16 protein-coding genes and 1 tRNA gene are annotated in these 14,862 nt (G+C 40.1%); 11 read left to right on the top strand and 6 right to left on the bottom strand.

Features of this window, described 5'->3' with window-relative positions; translation table 11 throughout:
• Positions 1-5 precede the first annotated feature (5 nt).
• The 8 genes from rpsT (at position 6) to EHQ47_RS03455 (ending at position 7,705) form a co-directional block, all read left to right on the top strand.
• Complete coding sequence (gene rpsT, locus EHQ47_RS03490) at positions 6-281, top strand: 30S ribosomal protein S20 (RefSeq protein ID WP_100741859.1); 276 nt, start codon at positions 6-8, stop codon at positions 279-281.
• A gap of 103 nt (positions 282-384) precedes the next feature.
• A tRNA-Val gene (locus EHQ47_RS03485) sits at positions 385-457 on the top strand.
• Positions 458-562: 105 nt separating this feature from the next.
• Positions 563-1,939, top strand: a complete 1,377-nt coding sequence (glmM, locus tag EHQ47_RS03480) for a phosphoglucosamine mutase (RefSeq protein WP_167483253.1) — start codon at positions 563-565, stop codon at positions 1,937-1,939.
• Positions 1,924-3,759 (top strand): glutamine--fructose-6-phosphate transaminase (isomerizing), encoded by a 1,836-nt coding sequence (glmS, locus tag EHQ47_RS03475; protein ID WP_135747350.1) that lies wholly within the window; start codon positions 1,924-1,926, stop codon positions 3,757-3,759. Before glmM ends, glmS begins: the two co-directional genes overlap by 16 nt.
• Positions 3,760-3,762: 3 nt before the next feature.
• A complete protein-coding gene (locus tag EHQ47_RS03470) occupies positions 3,763-4,794 on the top strand; it encodes a GlmU family protein (protein ID WP_135747351.1) in 1,032 nt (343 codons plus the stop codon).
• 2 nt (positions 4,795-4,796) lie between these two features.
• Complete coding sequence (locus EHQ47_RS03465) at positions 4,797-5,702, top strand: alpha/beta fold hydrolase (RefSeq protein WP_135747352.1); 906 nt, start codon at positions 4,797-4,799, stop codon at positions 5,700-5,702.
• Position 5,703: 1 nt separating this feature from the next.
• Positions 5,704-7,305, top strand: coding sequence for a carboxyl transferase domain-containing protein (locus EHQ47_RS03460; protein ID WP_135776556.1), 1,602 nt, complete (start codon positions 5,704-5,706; stop codon positions 7,303-7,305).
• Between the two features lie 43 nt (positions 7,306-7,348).
• On the top strand, positions 7,349-7,705 hold the full coding sequence (locus EHQ47_RS03455; RefSeq protein ID WP_135696678.1) for an STAS domain-containing protein: 357 nt from the start codon (positions 7,349-7,351) through the stop codon (positions 7,703-7,705).
• Between the two features lie 34 nt (positions 7,706-7,739).
• Here EHQ47_RS03455 and EHQ47_RS03450 read toward each other — a convergent pair whose 3' ends face one another.
• On the bottom strand, positions 7,740-8,309 hold the full coding sequence (locus EHQ47_RS03450; protein WP_135776555.1) for a DJ-1 family glyoxalase III: 570 nt from the start codon (positions 8,307-8,309) through the stop codon (positions 7,740-7,742).
• A 123-nt stretch (positions 8,310-8,432) separates the two neighbouring features.
• On the opposite strand from EHQ47_RS03450, the gene EHQ47_RS03445 reads away from it, so the two are divergent.
• Genes EHQ47_RS03445 through EHQ47_RS03435 form a run of 3 tightly spaced genes read left to right on the top strand, consistent with a single transcriptional unit; the run spans position 8,433 to position 11,521 of the window.
• Positions 8,433-9,596: a trypsin-like peptidase domain-containing protein gene (locus EHQ47_RS03445; RefSeq protein WP_135696682.1), complete on the top strand. Its 1,164-nt coding sequence runs from the start codon at positions 8,433-8,435 to the stop codon at positions 9,594-9,596.
• 1 nt (position 9,597) lies between these two features.
• A complete protein-coding gene (gene ruvB, locus EHQ47_RS03440) occupies positions 9,598-10,623 on the top strand; it encodes a Holliday junction branch migration DNA helicase RuvB (protein ID WP_135747356.1) in 1,026 nt (341 codons plus the stop codon).
• Complete coding sequence (locus tag EHQ47_RS03435; protein ID WP_135747357.1) at positions 10,604-11,521, top strand: energy transducer TonB; 918 nt, start codon at positions 10,604-10,606, stop codon at positions 11,519-11,521. Before ruvB ends, EHQ47_RS03435 begins: the two co-directional genes overlap by 20 nt.
• 8 nt (positions 11,522-11,529) lie before the next feature.
• Here EHQ47_RS03435 and EHQ47_RS03430 read toward each other — a convergent pair whose 3' ends face one another.
• The 5 genes from EHQ47_RS03430 to EHQ47_RS03410 all read right to left on the bottom strand — a co-directional run bounded on the left by EHQ47_RS03430 (position 11,530) and on the right by EHQ47_RS03410 (position 14,844).
• Complete coding sequence (locus EHQ47_RS03430; RefSeq protein ID WP_135696688.1) at positions 11,530-11,841, bottom strand: hypothetical protein; 312 nt, start codon at positions 11,839-11,841, stop codon at positions 11,530-11,532.
• Between the two features lie 4 nt (positions 11,842-11,845).
• Positions 11,846-13,027, bottom strand: a complete 1,182-nt coding sequence (locus tag EHQ47_RS03425; RefSeq protein WP_135747358.1) for a serine hydrolase domain-containing protein — start codon at positions 13,025-13,027, stop codon at positions 11,846-11,848.
• A gap of 74 nt (positions 13,028-13,101) precedes the next feature.
• Positions 13,102-13,515 carry a SufE family protein gene (locus EHQ47_RS03420; RefSeq protein ID WP_135776554.1) on the bottom strand — a complete coding sequence of 138 codons (414 nt, stop codon included), beginning with the start codon at positions 13,513-13,515 and terminating at the stop codon, positions 13,102-13,104.
• Positions 13,508-13,918: a hypothetical protein gene (locus tag EHQ47_RS03415; protein ID WP_135747359.1), complete on the bottom strand. Its 411-nt coding sequence runs from the start codon at positions 13,916-13,918 to the stop codon at positions 13,508-13,510. Before EHQ47_RS03415 ends, EHQ47_RS03420 begins: the two co-directional genes overlap by 8 nt.
• A complete protein-coding gene (locus tag EHQ47_RS03410; RefSeq protein WP_135747360.1) occupies positions 13,915-14,844 on the bottom strand; it encodes a hypothetical protein in 930 nt (309 codons plus the stop codon). Before EHQ47_RS03410 ends, EHQ47_RS03415 begins: the two co-directional genes overlap by 4 nt.
• Positions 14,845-14,862: the final 18 nt, after the last annotated feature.

Here is a 14,862-nt window from a genome sequence, read left to right as displayed (position 1 = left end):
ATTCCTTGGCTAATTTAAAATCATCTAAAAAAGACATTCGTAGAACCGCTCGTAGAAAAGAGCGAAATGGTGAAGATCGCACTGAATTGCGAACTTATGCTCGCCTCCTTCTCAAAGCAATCAAAGCGGGAGACAAAACAGAAGCACTCACTGTATTCTCTAAACTTGCTTCCAAGTTAGACAGAGCAGCAAAAACAAAACTCATTCATAAGAAAAATGCAGATCGTAAAAAATCTCGTATGGCTCTTCGTATCAACTCCATCGAAACAAAAGCCGCCTAACATTTGCTTTTAGCTAGAAGGAATGAGGCCACCAATGGTGGCCTTTTTTATTTCTAAATCTTATTTACAAAAATCACAACTCCGGTTTACTGGTCATTACAACGGGCGATTAGCTCAGCTGGGAGAGCAGCTGCCTTACAAGCAGCGGGTCGGCAGTTCAATCCTGTCATCGCCCAAACCGTTTTTCTTTTTATCTTCACCTTTATTCCACTCCTCTGACACATTCCAAAAAGCAAAAAGATAGACTTGCAGTGGGAATCCCCCAGCTTTGATAGTATTGTATGCGATTTACGAAAGAGTATGATCTGTCCTCCCTAATGATTTCTATCTCCGGTGTCCGGGGGAAAATTGGACAAGGATTTGGTTTAGAGGAAGCATTGGCATTTTCTAAATCCTTTGCTTCACTCATGAACGGTGGGACGGCAGTGATCGGGAGGGACTCAAGACCAAGTGGCCCTTATTTAGAATCACTTCTCACCTCTGCATTGTTAGCTTCCGGAAATTCTGTTTTAACTCTTGGGCTTGTTCCCACACCCACTACCAAAGCGGTTGTGAATCTTTCCAAAGCTAATGGTGGAATCATGATTTCTGCTTCACACAATCCTATGGATTGGAATGCATTTAAATTCATTTCTAAAAAAGGTTTTTTCTTTTCGGCAGAGGAAAACACGAAACTTCTTTCTATCATTGAAAATGGATCTTATACAAAAGAACAAATTTCCCCAAAAGGTTATATTGATTCTGGTGAAGATTATATTGATCTTCATTTGTCTTCTGTTTTGAAACGTGTGAATGTCGCCAAAATCAAAAAGAAAAAATTTACCGTATTTGTGGATGCCGTTGGTGGTGCCGGTTCCTATGTTGTGCCTAAGTTCTTGCAGATGTTAGGTTGCAAAGTTGTGGCTCATAACTGTAATCCTGATGGGACTTTTCCAAGACCACCGGAACCTACGGCGGCCGCTTTAAAATCAGTAGAACCATATTTTAAAAAATCCAAAGCGGACATTGGTTTTGCGTTGGATCCTGATGCTGATAGACTCGTTTTGTTTTCTCCTAAACGAGGAGCTGTTTCGGAAGAATACACTTTGCCTTTGGCACTCATGAATGTTTTATCCACAGCTAAGAAAAAAGCCAAGGTTGTTGTCAACTTATCAACTTCTTTTTTAAACGAGGAAGTGGGATCAAGGTTTGGTGCCGAAGTCATTCGTAGCAAAGTCGGTGAAGCAAACGTAGTGGAAGAAATGATTAAAACCAAAGCAGTGTTTGGTGGGGAAGGGAATGGTGGAGTGATTGATCCAACCATTCCTTCTTTTGGTCGTGACACTTTGTCCGGGATTGCACATATTCTAAATTTAATGGCAGAAACGGGGAAATCTGCGGATGCCCTTTTAGATGAACTACCTTCCCTTTATATGGACAAACAATCCTTTCCTTTGGCAAAGGGGATGTCTCTCGAAACTCTTTATCAAAAATTTCAGTCCGAGTTTTCTCCAAAAGTCATTTCAGAGAAAGACGGACTATGGATGTATGTATCTGATTCTTGGATCCACATTCGTCCTTCCAATACAGAGCCAATCTTTCGTGTCATTACAGAAACTAAATCCAAATCCGATTTGGATGCTACCTTAAAGAGGGTAAATCAATGTGTGGAATCGTAGGTTATTTAGGAAAAAGAGAGGCACTTCCTCTCATCATCAAAGGTCTGAAACGTCTTGAATATCGTGGATACGATAGTGCCGGCGTTGCGTTGTTAAATGGTGGACTTGAGATTGTTAAAAAGAAAGGGAAAGTCCTCGATTTAGAAAATGAAATCGGCAATCGTAAATTAGTTGCAACCCTCGGGATTGGACACACTCGTTGGGCCACTCATGGGGAACCCAATGATCGTAATGCTCACCCACATACAAGTTCTGATGGAAAATTGGCAATCATTCACAATGGAATCATTGAAAACTACGCATCCATCAAAAAAGAATTAGAAGGGAATGGGCATAGTTTTAAATCAGACACTGATTCTGAAGTTCTTATTCATTTAATCGAAGAAATCAAAAAACAAAACAACTGTTCTATTGAAGAGGCAGTTCGTTTGGCTTTGAATGAAGTTGTGGGTGCTTATGCCATTGTTATTTTGTCGAAAGAAAATGAAAGGATGATGATTGCAGCAAGAAAAGGTTCTCCACTTGTGATTGGGATTGGTGAAGAGGAATACTTCGTTGCTTCTGACGCAACACCTATCATTGAATATACGAACAATGTGACCTATCTCAATGACCAGGAGATGGCCATTATCAAAGATGGAAGTCTTGTGGTAAAAAACTTAGAAAACGTAACCAAAACTCCATTCATTCAAAAATTAGAATTGGATTTGGAAGACATAGAGAAGGGTGGATATCCACACTTTATGTTAAAAGAAATTTTTGAACAACCTAAGTCTGTTCGTGATGCCATGCGAGGGCGCCTTGTGTCTCGGGAACACCACTTGTTCCTTAGTGGGATTGACCAGTATTTGAATCGTTTTTTAAATGCGGATCGTTTGATCCTTGTCGGTTGTGGTACTTCTTGGCATGCGGGACTGATTGGTGAGTATTTATTTGAAGACCTGGCTCGGATTCCTACAGAAGTAGAATATGCATCTGAATTTCGTTATCGTAATCCGATTGTGACAGAAAGAGATGTGATCATTGCAGTGTCCCAATCGGGAGAAACTGCGGACACTCTCGCTGCCATTGAACTTGCTAAGTCAAAGGGCGCACTGATTTTTGGAGTTTGTAACGTGGTAGGTTCTTCCATTGCACGAGCTTCACATGCAGGTGCTTATCTACATGCTGGCCCTGAGATTGGAGTGGCATCCACAAAAGCTTTCACTTCGCAAGTTAGCATCTTAACGATGATGGCCTTGTATTTAGGATTAAAAAAAGGTTCTATTTCTTTATCGGATTACCAAACTCTTCTTCTCGAATTGGATTCCATTCCGGATAAAGTGGCAAAGATTTTGACTAAAGATGATGACATCCGCAACATTTCAGAACATTATTACCGTGCGTCTAACTTCCTTTATTTGGGGCGTGGGTTTAATTTCCCTGTAGCACTGGAAGGTGCACTGAAACTTAAAGAAATTTCTTATATCCATGCAGAAGGATATCCTGCTGCAGAAATGAAACATGGGCCAATTGCACTCATTGATGAAGATATGCCTGTTGTGTTTATTGCTACAAAAGATGCTTCTTACGAAAAAGTAATTTCCAATATCCAGGAAGTCAAGGCAAGGAAGGGAAAGGTGATTGCCATCGTAACAGAAGGGGATACTGACATAAAATCCATGGCAGACTATACTTTTGAAATTCCGAGAACTGCGGATGCTCTTGTTCCTTTACTTGCTGTCATCCCGTTACAACTGTTATCCTACCACATAGCAATCCTTAGGGGATGTAATGTGGACCAACCAAGAAACTTAGCGAAATCTGTAACTGTGGAGTAAACAGTGAACCTTCTACTTGACGATTCCAAAAGAAATCCGTCTCTTGAACCTTTGTCCAGGTTTCATTCATTTTTTGAATGGAATTTGGGTGGTATCACCTTACTTGAAAAATTAGAACGAAAATACCCTGGAGCAAAGATTTATTATAAAGGGCCCAGTCCTGAATTTGAAAAACTAATCTTCAATCGGTATCCACATGTTTTACCTGCAAACCTAGAATCATTTGATTCAATATACAGTTCTGATTCCTATTTGCCTTGGGAACTTTTAGGTACTGTTACTTCTATCATTGAAGATACACTGACATTGGAAAAAGATTGGAAACGGTTTCGCCAAAAATACAAAGCAAAACAATCAGGTTTTCATATTGTCGGAAAGGAGAAACACCTTTACATTCATCCTGGGGCTACCATCTACCCTGGCGTCGTTTTTGATACAACTGATGGGCCCATCCTCATTGAAGATGGAGTCAAAATTTCTTCTTTTAGTTTTTTAGAAGGTCCACTCTTTGTTGGAAGAGATTCACAAATCGATAATGCTCGTATCACTGGTGGATGTCTCATTGGAAACCAATGTCGGATTGGTGGAGAAGTAGAAAATTCTATCATTTTAGATTATACCAACAAACACCATGAAGGTTTCCTTGGGCATAGTTTTGTTTCTACATGGGTAAACCTAGGTGCTTTATCCACAACCAGTGATTTAAAAAACAATTATGGAATTGTGAAGTTAAAAATCGGTGATTCGCTAATCAACACTGGAACCATAAAGTTTGGATCTCTCATTGGTCCCTTTACGAAACTTGCGATTGGTGTGATGTCAAATACGGGAACTGTTTTTGATATAGCTAGTAATATCGTTGAATCCAGAATCCAAGGGTATGTGCCAGCATTCACTTGGATAAGGCCAGGCGGGCGTTACCGTCTAGAAGAGTTTCTTTTTGATACCAAAAAAATTATGGCACGACGTGGGATGAATCTTTTTGAATTCGAAGAAGAGTATTTGAGAAAATTATACGGAAGTTTTGCGGAGTGAACATGACACCCAGTTTGTTAGAACATATCAATTCTGGAAAAACAATAGAAATTGATGACTTACGTTTTTTCTATTTAGATGAAGGGAAAGGTGAGGAAATCATTCTCCTCCTTCCTGGTTTTTTAACTACATCGTATAACTATCGCAAGTTGGTGGGTCTGTTGTCAAATCATTATCGAGTGATTGCACTTGATTTTTTGGGAACGGGCTTTAGCACAAGGCCGGATGGACCACTTTCACATCGGCTCCAAGCTCATTATTTGGCACCTTTTTTGGAGAAGGTGGTTGGTGACAAAAAGGTTCATGTTGTAGCTTTCGATTATGCACTTCCAATCCTTTGTTTTACTTTTAAGGAACATGCAAACCAGTATAAATCTTTATCTATTTTAGGTGGGTTTATGAACTTACCTAAATTTCGTTTTTATTTTCCACTTCATTTTCTCCGTTTGCCGTTAGTTGGAGAAGTTTTTTCATTTTTATTTCGCCCACCTTTCCTTCGTTTGTTTTATAAACTATTCCTCGTGAAAAAAACACACCAGCTTACCTTTGAATGGGAAAAGACTATGTATCATTTGTTATTCGAAGGGAAAGCTCGCAAAAACACTTTGGAGTTTGTTCGTAATGTAGATCGATCTACTCATGCATTACGTGAGATAGAAGAAGGTGCTAAAAATTTTGTGGGTCTTCGCCAAATTTATATTGGCGAGGAAGACTTCCGCATTTCTCCCAACCAAACCGAATACATGAAAGAAACACTTAGGACAAGTAGCCTGGTTTTTTTACCGGCAAAACACCTGCCTATGGAAGAATGTCCAGAAGTCATTTTTGAAAAACTTCACTACTTTGTAGATTCCTTCTCGCATAAAAAAACCAAAACCTTCCATTTCAACAAACAAAACAAGGATTAATATGGAAAGAATCATCTCTAAGACGAACCCGAATACATCCGAATTTGTGGCCAATCGAACGGCATACTTAGAAACCTTAGTCCCCATTCGAAAAGTTATCGAAAATGTAAAGTTAGGTGGCGGTAGTAAGGCTTTAGAAAAACACAAATCAAGGGGCAAACTGACTGCAAGAGAAAGAATTGCCGAACTCATTGATTTTGGAACCGAGTTTATGGAAGTTTGTGGTCTTGCTGGAGAAGGGGTATATTCAGATCCCGTTCCTTCCGCAGGTATCATCACAGGGATTGGGAAAGTGGAAGGTGTGGACTGTATGATCGTAGCCAATGATGCAACGGTTAAAGGTGGAACTTATTATCCTCTGACAGTCAAAAAACATGTCCGTGCGCAGGAGATAGCCGAAAACAATTCTCTTCCTTGTATTTACTTGGTGGATTCTGGTGGGGCTTTTTTACCCATGCAAGATGAAGTATTCCCGGACAAAGACCATTTCGGCCGTATTTTTTTCAACCAAGCAAGGATGAGTGCCAAAGGAATTTCTCAGATAGCAGTTGTTATGGGGTCTTGTACAGCAGGGGGTGCCTATATTCCTGCGATGTCTGATGAATCTGTGATTGTCAAAGGAAATGGAACTATCTTTCTTGGTGGTCCTCCGCTCGTAAAAGCAGCAACTGGTGAAGTGGTCACTGGCGAAGAGTTAGGTGGTGCAGATGTTCATTGCCGTGTGTCAGGTGTGACAGACCACTATGCAGAGGATGATTTACATGCTTTAGAAATCACTCGTTCTATTGTAAAAAACCTAAATATAAAATCAGAGACTCTTCCTAAAGAAACAGAAGAACCTTTGTATCCAACAGAGGAAATTTATGGAATCATCGAAAGGGATTCTAAAAAATCATACGATCCAAGAGAAATCATTGCAAGGATTGTAGATGGTTCTAGATTTCATGAATTCAAAAAACTATATGCCACAACCCTCGTCACAGGGTTTGCTGAGGTGTACGGATACCCAGTAGGTATCATTGCCAACCATGGAGTTTTGTTTTCTGAGTCAGCGCTCAAAGCCTCTCATTTTATTGAACTTTGTGACCAAAGACGGATTCCACTTTTATTCCTACAAAACATCACAGGATTTATGGTGGGGAAAAAATACGAAAACAATGGAATTGCTCGTGATGGTGCGAAGATGGTCAATGCGGTTTCTACAACTACAGTCCCCAAGCTAACGATTGTTACTGGTGGATCTTATGGTGCAGGAAACTATGGAATGTGCGGACGTGCCTTTGCTCCGGAATTTTTATGGATGTGGCCCAATGCGCGGATTTCAGTCATGGGAGGAGAACAAGCGGCCAATGTTCTTTGGACAGTCAAAAAAGACCAAAAAGAAGCAGCGGGAGAATCCATTCAGGTCGACGAGGAATCTACTTTTAAAAAGCCAATTTTAGAAGATTATGAAAAGAAGTCATCTGCAGTGTATAGTTCGGCTCGGCTTTGGGATGATGGAATCATTGATCCTGCCGATACAAGGAAAGTTTTGGGAAGGGCATTGTCTATTCTCAGCCGAAGGAAAGAAGAAAGAAAACCATTTGGTGTCTTTCGAATGTAATTTTTGACTTTTCATTCTCATTCGAAGTACAAACTAATTACAAATGATCATCCACGAAAAATCATCCCATCAAGTCGCTATCATTACCATTGAGGGAGAGGTTGATTTGTACAATGCAAAAGAATTGAAAGACATTCTGGATGATAAGATGCGCAAACACCAATATGAAATTGTGGTAAACTTAGAAAAGGTTCCCTTTATGGATAGTTCGGGAATTGGGACGCTTGTCACTGCTATGTACAAACTCAAAAAATACCATGGAAATTTGAAGGTATGTAGTGTACATGGATCTGTAGCAAAAGTTTTTAAACTTACGGGAATGGAGAGCCATTTGGAAGTATTTGATTCTGAGGAAAAAGCAGTTCTTTCTTTGGTAGAGGAACGAGAACCCACCGACTAACTAAGGTTTTATTTCATACTTCCTGTTTAGAAAACTAAATTTCATTTTTGGGAAGTTGCAATCCAAGCTTCACTTTTTCCATCACTTCTTTTCCTTCTAATTTTTCCAAAATATACAAAGCAAATTCAAAAGCAGAACCAGGTCCAATGCTCGTATGGATATTGTTATGTGAAACAATCCTTTCTCCCGTATAATTTCCGCCTTTTCCTTTTGCCAAATCATCGGGAGAAGGAAAAGCTGTATAAGGATCCTCCCCTGAGATGATGTCCAAATTTCTGAGGACATTCGGAGCCGCACAAATGGCACCAATCATTTTCGATTTTGTTTGGAAGGATTTTAGAATGTTACTAATTTCTGGGTCCTTCATCAGTTGTTTGGTTCCTTCGAGTCCTCCTGGGAGCAGGATGGCATCAAATTCGTTCGGAACGATTTCAGAAAAAGTTTTATCTGCTAAGTGCAGAGTTTTTCTAGAGGCAAGGATAGGATCTTTTGATTTTCCGATAGAGACAACTTCTACATTTCCTCTTCTTAAAACATCAATGAGGATGATGGCTTCCATTTCTTCAAAGCCAGGACAGAGGGGAATCAAAATTCGTTTTGCCATACTAAGACTAGTTTGGTTTGGAACAAAATGTTCAAGTTTTTTTGTAAAAAAACGATCCCAAGAAATGAGAACTTTCCTGAATCTTCTGGGGTCTTATATACAAGGAGAGAGTGCCTGTTATCTATGACTTTTAAAAAATCGAATCCATTACGTTACGTTGCAATTGCATTTAGTTTTTTACTGTTGGGAACATTTTTGTCACCCATCCTCACTTGCGGAAATTCATCCGAGAACCCTTTGCAGCTCAAAGCAGATGGTGGGGAAAAATTATCACCGGCCCAAACCCAAGCAGTTGCTTTAGAAGATGCCTTTCAAGAAGTTTTTGACCGTGTATCGCCAAGTGTAGTTTCCATTGCAACCGAAAGGACAGTGAATGTAAGGATTCATCCTTTTTCCGATCCATACTTTGATCAATTTTTTGGACGTTCAGGTGGTTCGGGTCAAGTGATGAAACAAAAACAATATGGTCTTGGTTCAGGGATTGTTCTGAACGAAGACGGTTATATTATGACCAACCACCATGTGATTCAAAACATGGATAAGTTTACAGTGAAGTTGAAAAACAAAAAAGAATTCGAAGCAAAACTCATTGGGGCAGATGAAACTGCTGATATAGCTTTATTAAAAATCGATGCACCAAAAGGAACACTGACCCCCAGTTTGATCGGTGATTCGCAAAAAGTGCGAGTTGGGAACTGGGCGATTGCCATTGGTGCTCCTCTAGGATTTGAACAATCGTTTACTGTGGGTGTGGTTTCTGCAATCCAACGTGGGGGAATTGATGCTTCTGGTTTATCATATATCCAAACAGATGCTGCCATCAACCAAGGAAATAGTGGGGGTCCTCTTCTCAACATCCGAGGCGAAGTGATCGGAATCAACCGTTTGATTGTGAGCCAATCCGGTGGATCAGAAGGAATTGGGTTTGCTATCCCCATCAATGAAGCAAGACGAGTGGCTGAGGAAATCAAAACCAATGGAAAAGTCACCCGCCCTTGGATTGGTGTCGGACTTGATCCGGTCAATGAAAAATACATCGAACAACTCAAACTGAAAGACAATAAAGGTGCTGTTGTCCGCCAAATCATGAAAGGATCTCCTGCAGACAAAGCGGGTTTAAAATTATTTGATGTGATTGTGGAAATCGGCGGAAAACAAATCCAAACGCCAGAAGAACTCGTTAGTTTTGTGAGATCTTCCAAAACTGGAAAACCAATCGAGATAAAAATCATCCGAAATAAAAATGAAATCTTGACTTCCATCACTCCAGAGCAGAAACCCAATTGAGGTGAGTTTAAGAGAAGATTGGATCCAACCGGGCGAAGATGAACCTAGCCTTCGCCCTACTAAATTGTCCGAATTTATCGGCCAGAAAGAAGTTCTGGCTAATCTCTCGGTTTACGTAGAGGCGGCTCGCAAACGAAAGAGCCCCCTCGACCATGTTCTCATTTCCGGCCCTCCTGGCCTTGGCAAAACCACACTTGCCAATATCATTGCCAATGAACTGGCAGTGGCCTTCACTCCCACATCCGCTCCTGCCATCTCAAAAGGTGCGGATCTTGTTAGGTTCTTAACTTTACTCAAAACCAACGAAGTCCTCTTTATCGACGAAATCCACGGCTTTATCAAAAAACAAGAAGAGTTACTCTATCCTGCGATGGAGAACTTCTTTGTGGACCTTGTGGTGGGAGAAGGTGTCACTGCCAATGCCCTCCAGATCCAACTCCAACCCTTTACGCTCGTTGGTGCCACCACTCGTTCTGGTCTTGTGAGTGAACCTTTGAAAACAAGGTTTGGAATCCATCTGAAACTTGATTTTTATACCGACGGGGAAATGCAAATCATCGTAGATCGTTCGGCAAAACTACTTGGTGTTTCCCTTGGGGAAGGGGTGGCTCTTGAGATTGGAAAACGAAGCCGCAAAACTCCAAGGATTGCGAATCATCTTTTGAAACGAGTTCGGGACTTTGCGGAAGTTCGTAACGAAAGTTCAGTGAGTTTAGAAACGTGTAAGTTTGCCTTTGAAAGGATGGGAGTGGACCATTTGGGCCTCGATGCCGTGGACCGTCAAATTTTGGACATCCTCATCAATCGCTATGGTGGTGGGCCTGTGGGAATCAAACCCATCGCTGTGGTGCTCGGTGAAGAAGAACGCACTTTAGAAGACACATACGAACCATTTCTTGTCAGAGTGGGTCTGATTGACCGGACACCGCAAGGGCGTGTGGCTACGAAAAAAGCTTACGAACATTTGGGAATTGTGTATACTGGAAATATCGGGGAAAATCGCGAAAATGGCCCAACTCTCTTTTGATTTCCGGTTACCTGAAAAGGAAGAAGGGGAACGAAGACTTTTCTTCGCCTTCACCTTTGTCATCCTCATCGTTTCCTTTGTACTCGCACACCTTATCACCAGGAATATGCTTTGGAAGATGTTGGCAGAAGAACAAGCCGCAGAAATGTTAGGGCCAAAAGAACAGGAAAAAATTTACGAAGTTCTAGTAGAACAACAGTTCATCAACCCTGATAAAAAAGATGAGTACAAAGCTCTCTCTAACAAGGATTCGTCGGGCGGTGGTGGACTTACCGAAAAACAGGGATTTCATACTCTCACACAATTTCGTGAATTCATTATGGGAAGTTCTGCTTCCACTCCAAGCAAAGCCCAACCCAAATCAGAACAATCCAAAGAAGAAGAACTTTTTGAAGTAGGAATTTTTAAAGCCGATCCAAAAACCAATTCCAATGCAGAAGAAAGTCCGAACCAGTCCGCAAGTTCCGGACAAATGACAAAAATTCCTTTTAACTATAGGTTCCAACAAGACTTTTTATTTCGATGGGATGGAGCCAAAGCCCTCACTATTCCCACCAAACAATTAGCAGGTTATTATTATTTCAAAAACATGTTAAAACGAATTGAAGAATCTTTTGCACCACCCGGTGGTGGGAACTATGCTTACCGAGATATGGCAGGTGTAGTGGCAAGAGAGGGAATCAAAGAAGGGGAAACCAAAGTTTTATTTATGTTAAGCGAACAAGGCCAAGTTTTGGATGTTCGTTTGGTGACATCACAAGGCCAGGTCGTAGTCGACCAAGCTTGTATGGATTCCATCCGAGGCCAAAATTTTGGCCCCGTTCCAGAAGAAGTCAAAGCCAAAGGACTGATCTTTGGAATTAACTTCATCTTTCCTGGAATTCGTTATTATCGTTAGTATTTACTTTATTCTGTCACAAGAGTACAACCGTATTCTTTAGAGAGATATTTGGCTGTATTGGTTCGCCCAAGTCCTTTGACAGTCACTGACATATTGTCTTTATCCAGTTTGAATTCACTAATGGGAACCCACTGGCGAGCAAAGTCATGGCACTGGTCTTCGGAAAGTTGCATCACAAAGTAACAACTACAATATTCTTTCGAATAAAAACTAGAGATGATGGATGGAAAACTAGAGAGATGTTTCCAGTTCCATTGTGCCCAAAACAAAATAAATAAAAATAACAAAGAAAGGATCACAGAAATTTTTCTTTTCATAAGGTTACCGAATTACAGACTCTTTCACTAATTTTAAAAAATCATTTTTGATAAACGCCTTTTCACGATCATCACCAAAGCGAACAATGATTAAATCAAGGCTGGGAATTACATACAACATTTGTCCCCAGTGACCAAGTCCGGCAAATGTATCTTTTGGGGCATCTGGCCAAGGTTCGTGGATTCCTCTTTCGGGAACACCAGTGTTGGCATACCAGTGGGCAGTGTAATTGTCTTCTGCTAAGTCCTCGGAATATGGTGTGGTTTTATATCCTGGAGCAGGAGTTCTTGTGAACTGCACCCAACCTTCGGGTAACAAACGTTCGCCGTTCCAAATCCCATCATTCAAATACAAATATCCAATTTTTGCCAAGTCCTTGGCTGTCATATAAAGATAGGAAGAACCAACATAAGTTCCCGATCCATCTCTTTCGAAGGTTACATTTGTGATCCCAAGAGGTTTGAAGATTTTTTCAAAAGGAAATTTGTCGTATTCTTCTGCCCCGTAAACTTTCTTGAGAATGGCAGAAAGGATATTGGTATCACAACTGGAATAATAGACTTGGGTTCCTGGTTCTGCACGGAGAGGAAGTCCACTACAGAATGCGCCCATATCTTTGCGGCCTCTGGTATACAACATAGCGATCACAGAAGACTTGAGTGGGCCACTTTCGTATCCTTCTTCGGCGGCAAGTCCTGAGGACATATTGAGAAGGTGTCTGATGGTAATTTTTTTGTGAGCTTCATCACGGCTAAGTGGTTCATAATGATAATAACCAGGATCGTCTAACTTAACAAGACCTTGTTTGACTGCGATTCCATACATGGTTTGTAAAATACTTTTAGAAACGGACCAAGTTAAATGTACTTTGTCTTCGGAAAAGTTCCTTGCGTATTTTTCATAAATGAGTTTTCCATTTCTCAAAATAACGAGAGCATCTGTCCTTCTACCTTTTCTATCTGCTTCATCACCAGTTCTTGTAAAAGCATATTCTTCTACTAACCCTAGTTTGCTTGCAGAAACTCCAACGGACTCAGGAGAAACAACTTTCCAGTTGGGATTTGGCCATTCTGGTTTTAATCGGGATTTTAGAGTGGTCACTTCTGGTTCACCACCAAAAGGAGAAAGGTCTTTGCCACAATGTACAAAGGTTAATAAAAGTAGAAAAATAAGGCTTCGTTTCATAGAATTCCTAGTTCAGATTCGTTTCAGAATTCTATGCGAGGTTGTTAAAGATTGCAAAGGAAAAAAGAAAGGGATTAAACTTTTTCTGCGTATCCTTTTAGTTTTTGTACCATAGAGAAAAGTCCGTTTCTTCTTGAAATAGAAAGAAACTTAGCAAGACCTACTTCTTCAATAAAACCCAGTGAGGCATCCGCTATATCTTTTGGAGATTGTCCCGAAAACACCCGTATCAAAATGGCGATAAGACCTTTTGTCAAAGCAGTATCAGTATCAGCATCAAATTCTAATTTTCCTGATTCTAATTTTGGTGCAACCCAAACTCGAGATTGGCAACCAGGGACTATATATTCTTCTGTTCGTTTTTCATCGGGATAGGGAGGTAGTTCTTCGCCTAACTCAATGAGGTATTGGAACTTTTCTTCCCAGTCGGTAAGATCAGCAAACTCTGCTATAATTTCTTTTTGAATTTCCTCAATCGATTTACTCATGTTTGGCGCTCGGTGTTGGAGTTTCTACAAACTTATCTTTTTTTCTCATATAGAATTGATTAAAGTTCTTTGTAGTTAAATTTTTTATTTCCACTCGATTGACAGTGGAAACTGTGAGTTCATACAATTCTCCGTTGGAGTTAAAAAAATAATCCATACGAAGTTTTTCTTCCAAAGTATATTCCACATCATTCCAAATTAGTTTTTTGGATTCGAAGTCCACATACAAACATTCAGGAGGTTTTGTCAGCACATAACAGAATTCACCTGCTTTGGGCACTCCCTTGTAAAACAATCCACATTGTGAAAAAAAAACGACAAACGTTACTGAAAACAAAATGGCAACTGTTAGGCGTTTTACCAAAGATTTAGGAAAAAATATAGAAAATGAAAATACTTTCATTCTTTTTTTTCCGGTGTTAAATCCAATTTTGTTTTGGTTCCAGGTTTTTCAGAAACCATTTTGGCGACAAGAAGCGGGATCTCAGGATTTTTTTTGCCAGAAGAAAGATAAAATTCTTCTAAGAGATCGATTCCTTTTTGGGAAAGGTTTTGTAAGTGAAAGATTGTGGCTTCTGTGATGATGGAAGTTTCTGTTATTCGGTCTGGGTTATTGGACTTGGCTTGCCTGAGTAGAGACAATGCTCCCACGTAATCTTTTTTATAAAATTTCCCAAGCCCTTTTAAAAAATTTTCTTCTCTTGGAGTGAATTGGATTCCGGCTTTGTATGTAGGGTCTTTGGTAATGGTAATGAGTTTATCAAGCCCTTGCGCATCGCCAGCTAACATAGTGTTAAAGGTGAGTAACCAAATATAAACAGTTTGGAATTCTGGGGATAGTTTAGAACGATCCAAATTTCCATATTCATTAATCAAAACTTGTGGTCGTTTGACTTGGCGGTGTGTTTCACCAAGGAACAATAAGACTTTATTGTTTTCCCAATCCGAAAATGGAGAAGAAGAAAAAGATTCTGCAGTCCTCGCATTCCAGAATATAGAATCCAAAGTGGAATCAGCTAAAACGGAACTTCCAATGAAGTTTTGGAATTCAGATCCTAAATGTAAGATTAAACTATCATGATCAAAATAAATTCCGATTCGATATAAATTCCAAAACAAACTCCGTGCAATCAAATGGAAAGCAACAGGATCCGTTGGATCTTTTTCCGAATAGGTTGTGGCAATGGATTGGAAATCTTCTATATCTTTTTCTTTCAGATTTCCTGATTTCCAGAGTTCGATTGTTTTTTCTTTGGTTTTTTCCGCTCTGACACTTTGGTCTTTTGCAAAAAGAAAATAAATTTCTTTTCTATAGGTAAACCCTAACACGGATAGACCAAGCGCTAA

The sequence above is a fragment of the Leptospira bourretii genome, assembly GCF_004770145.1.
In the GTDB taxonomy this organism is placed as follows: domain Bacteria; phylum Spirochaetota; class Leptospiria; order Leptospirales; family Leptospiraceae; genus Leptospira_A; species Leptospira_A bourretii.
The sequence above is the reverse complement of the archived record's forward strand: the minus strand, read 5'-3'. Positions and strand labels throughout refer to the sequence as shown.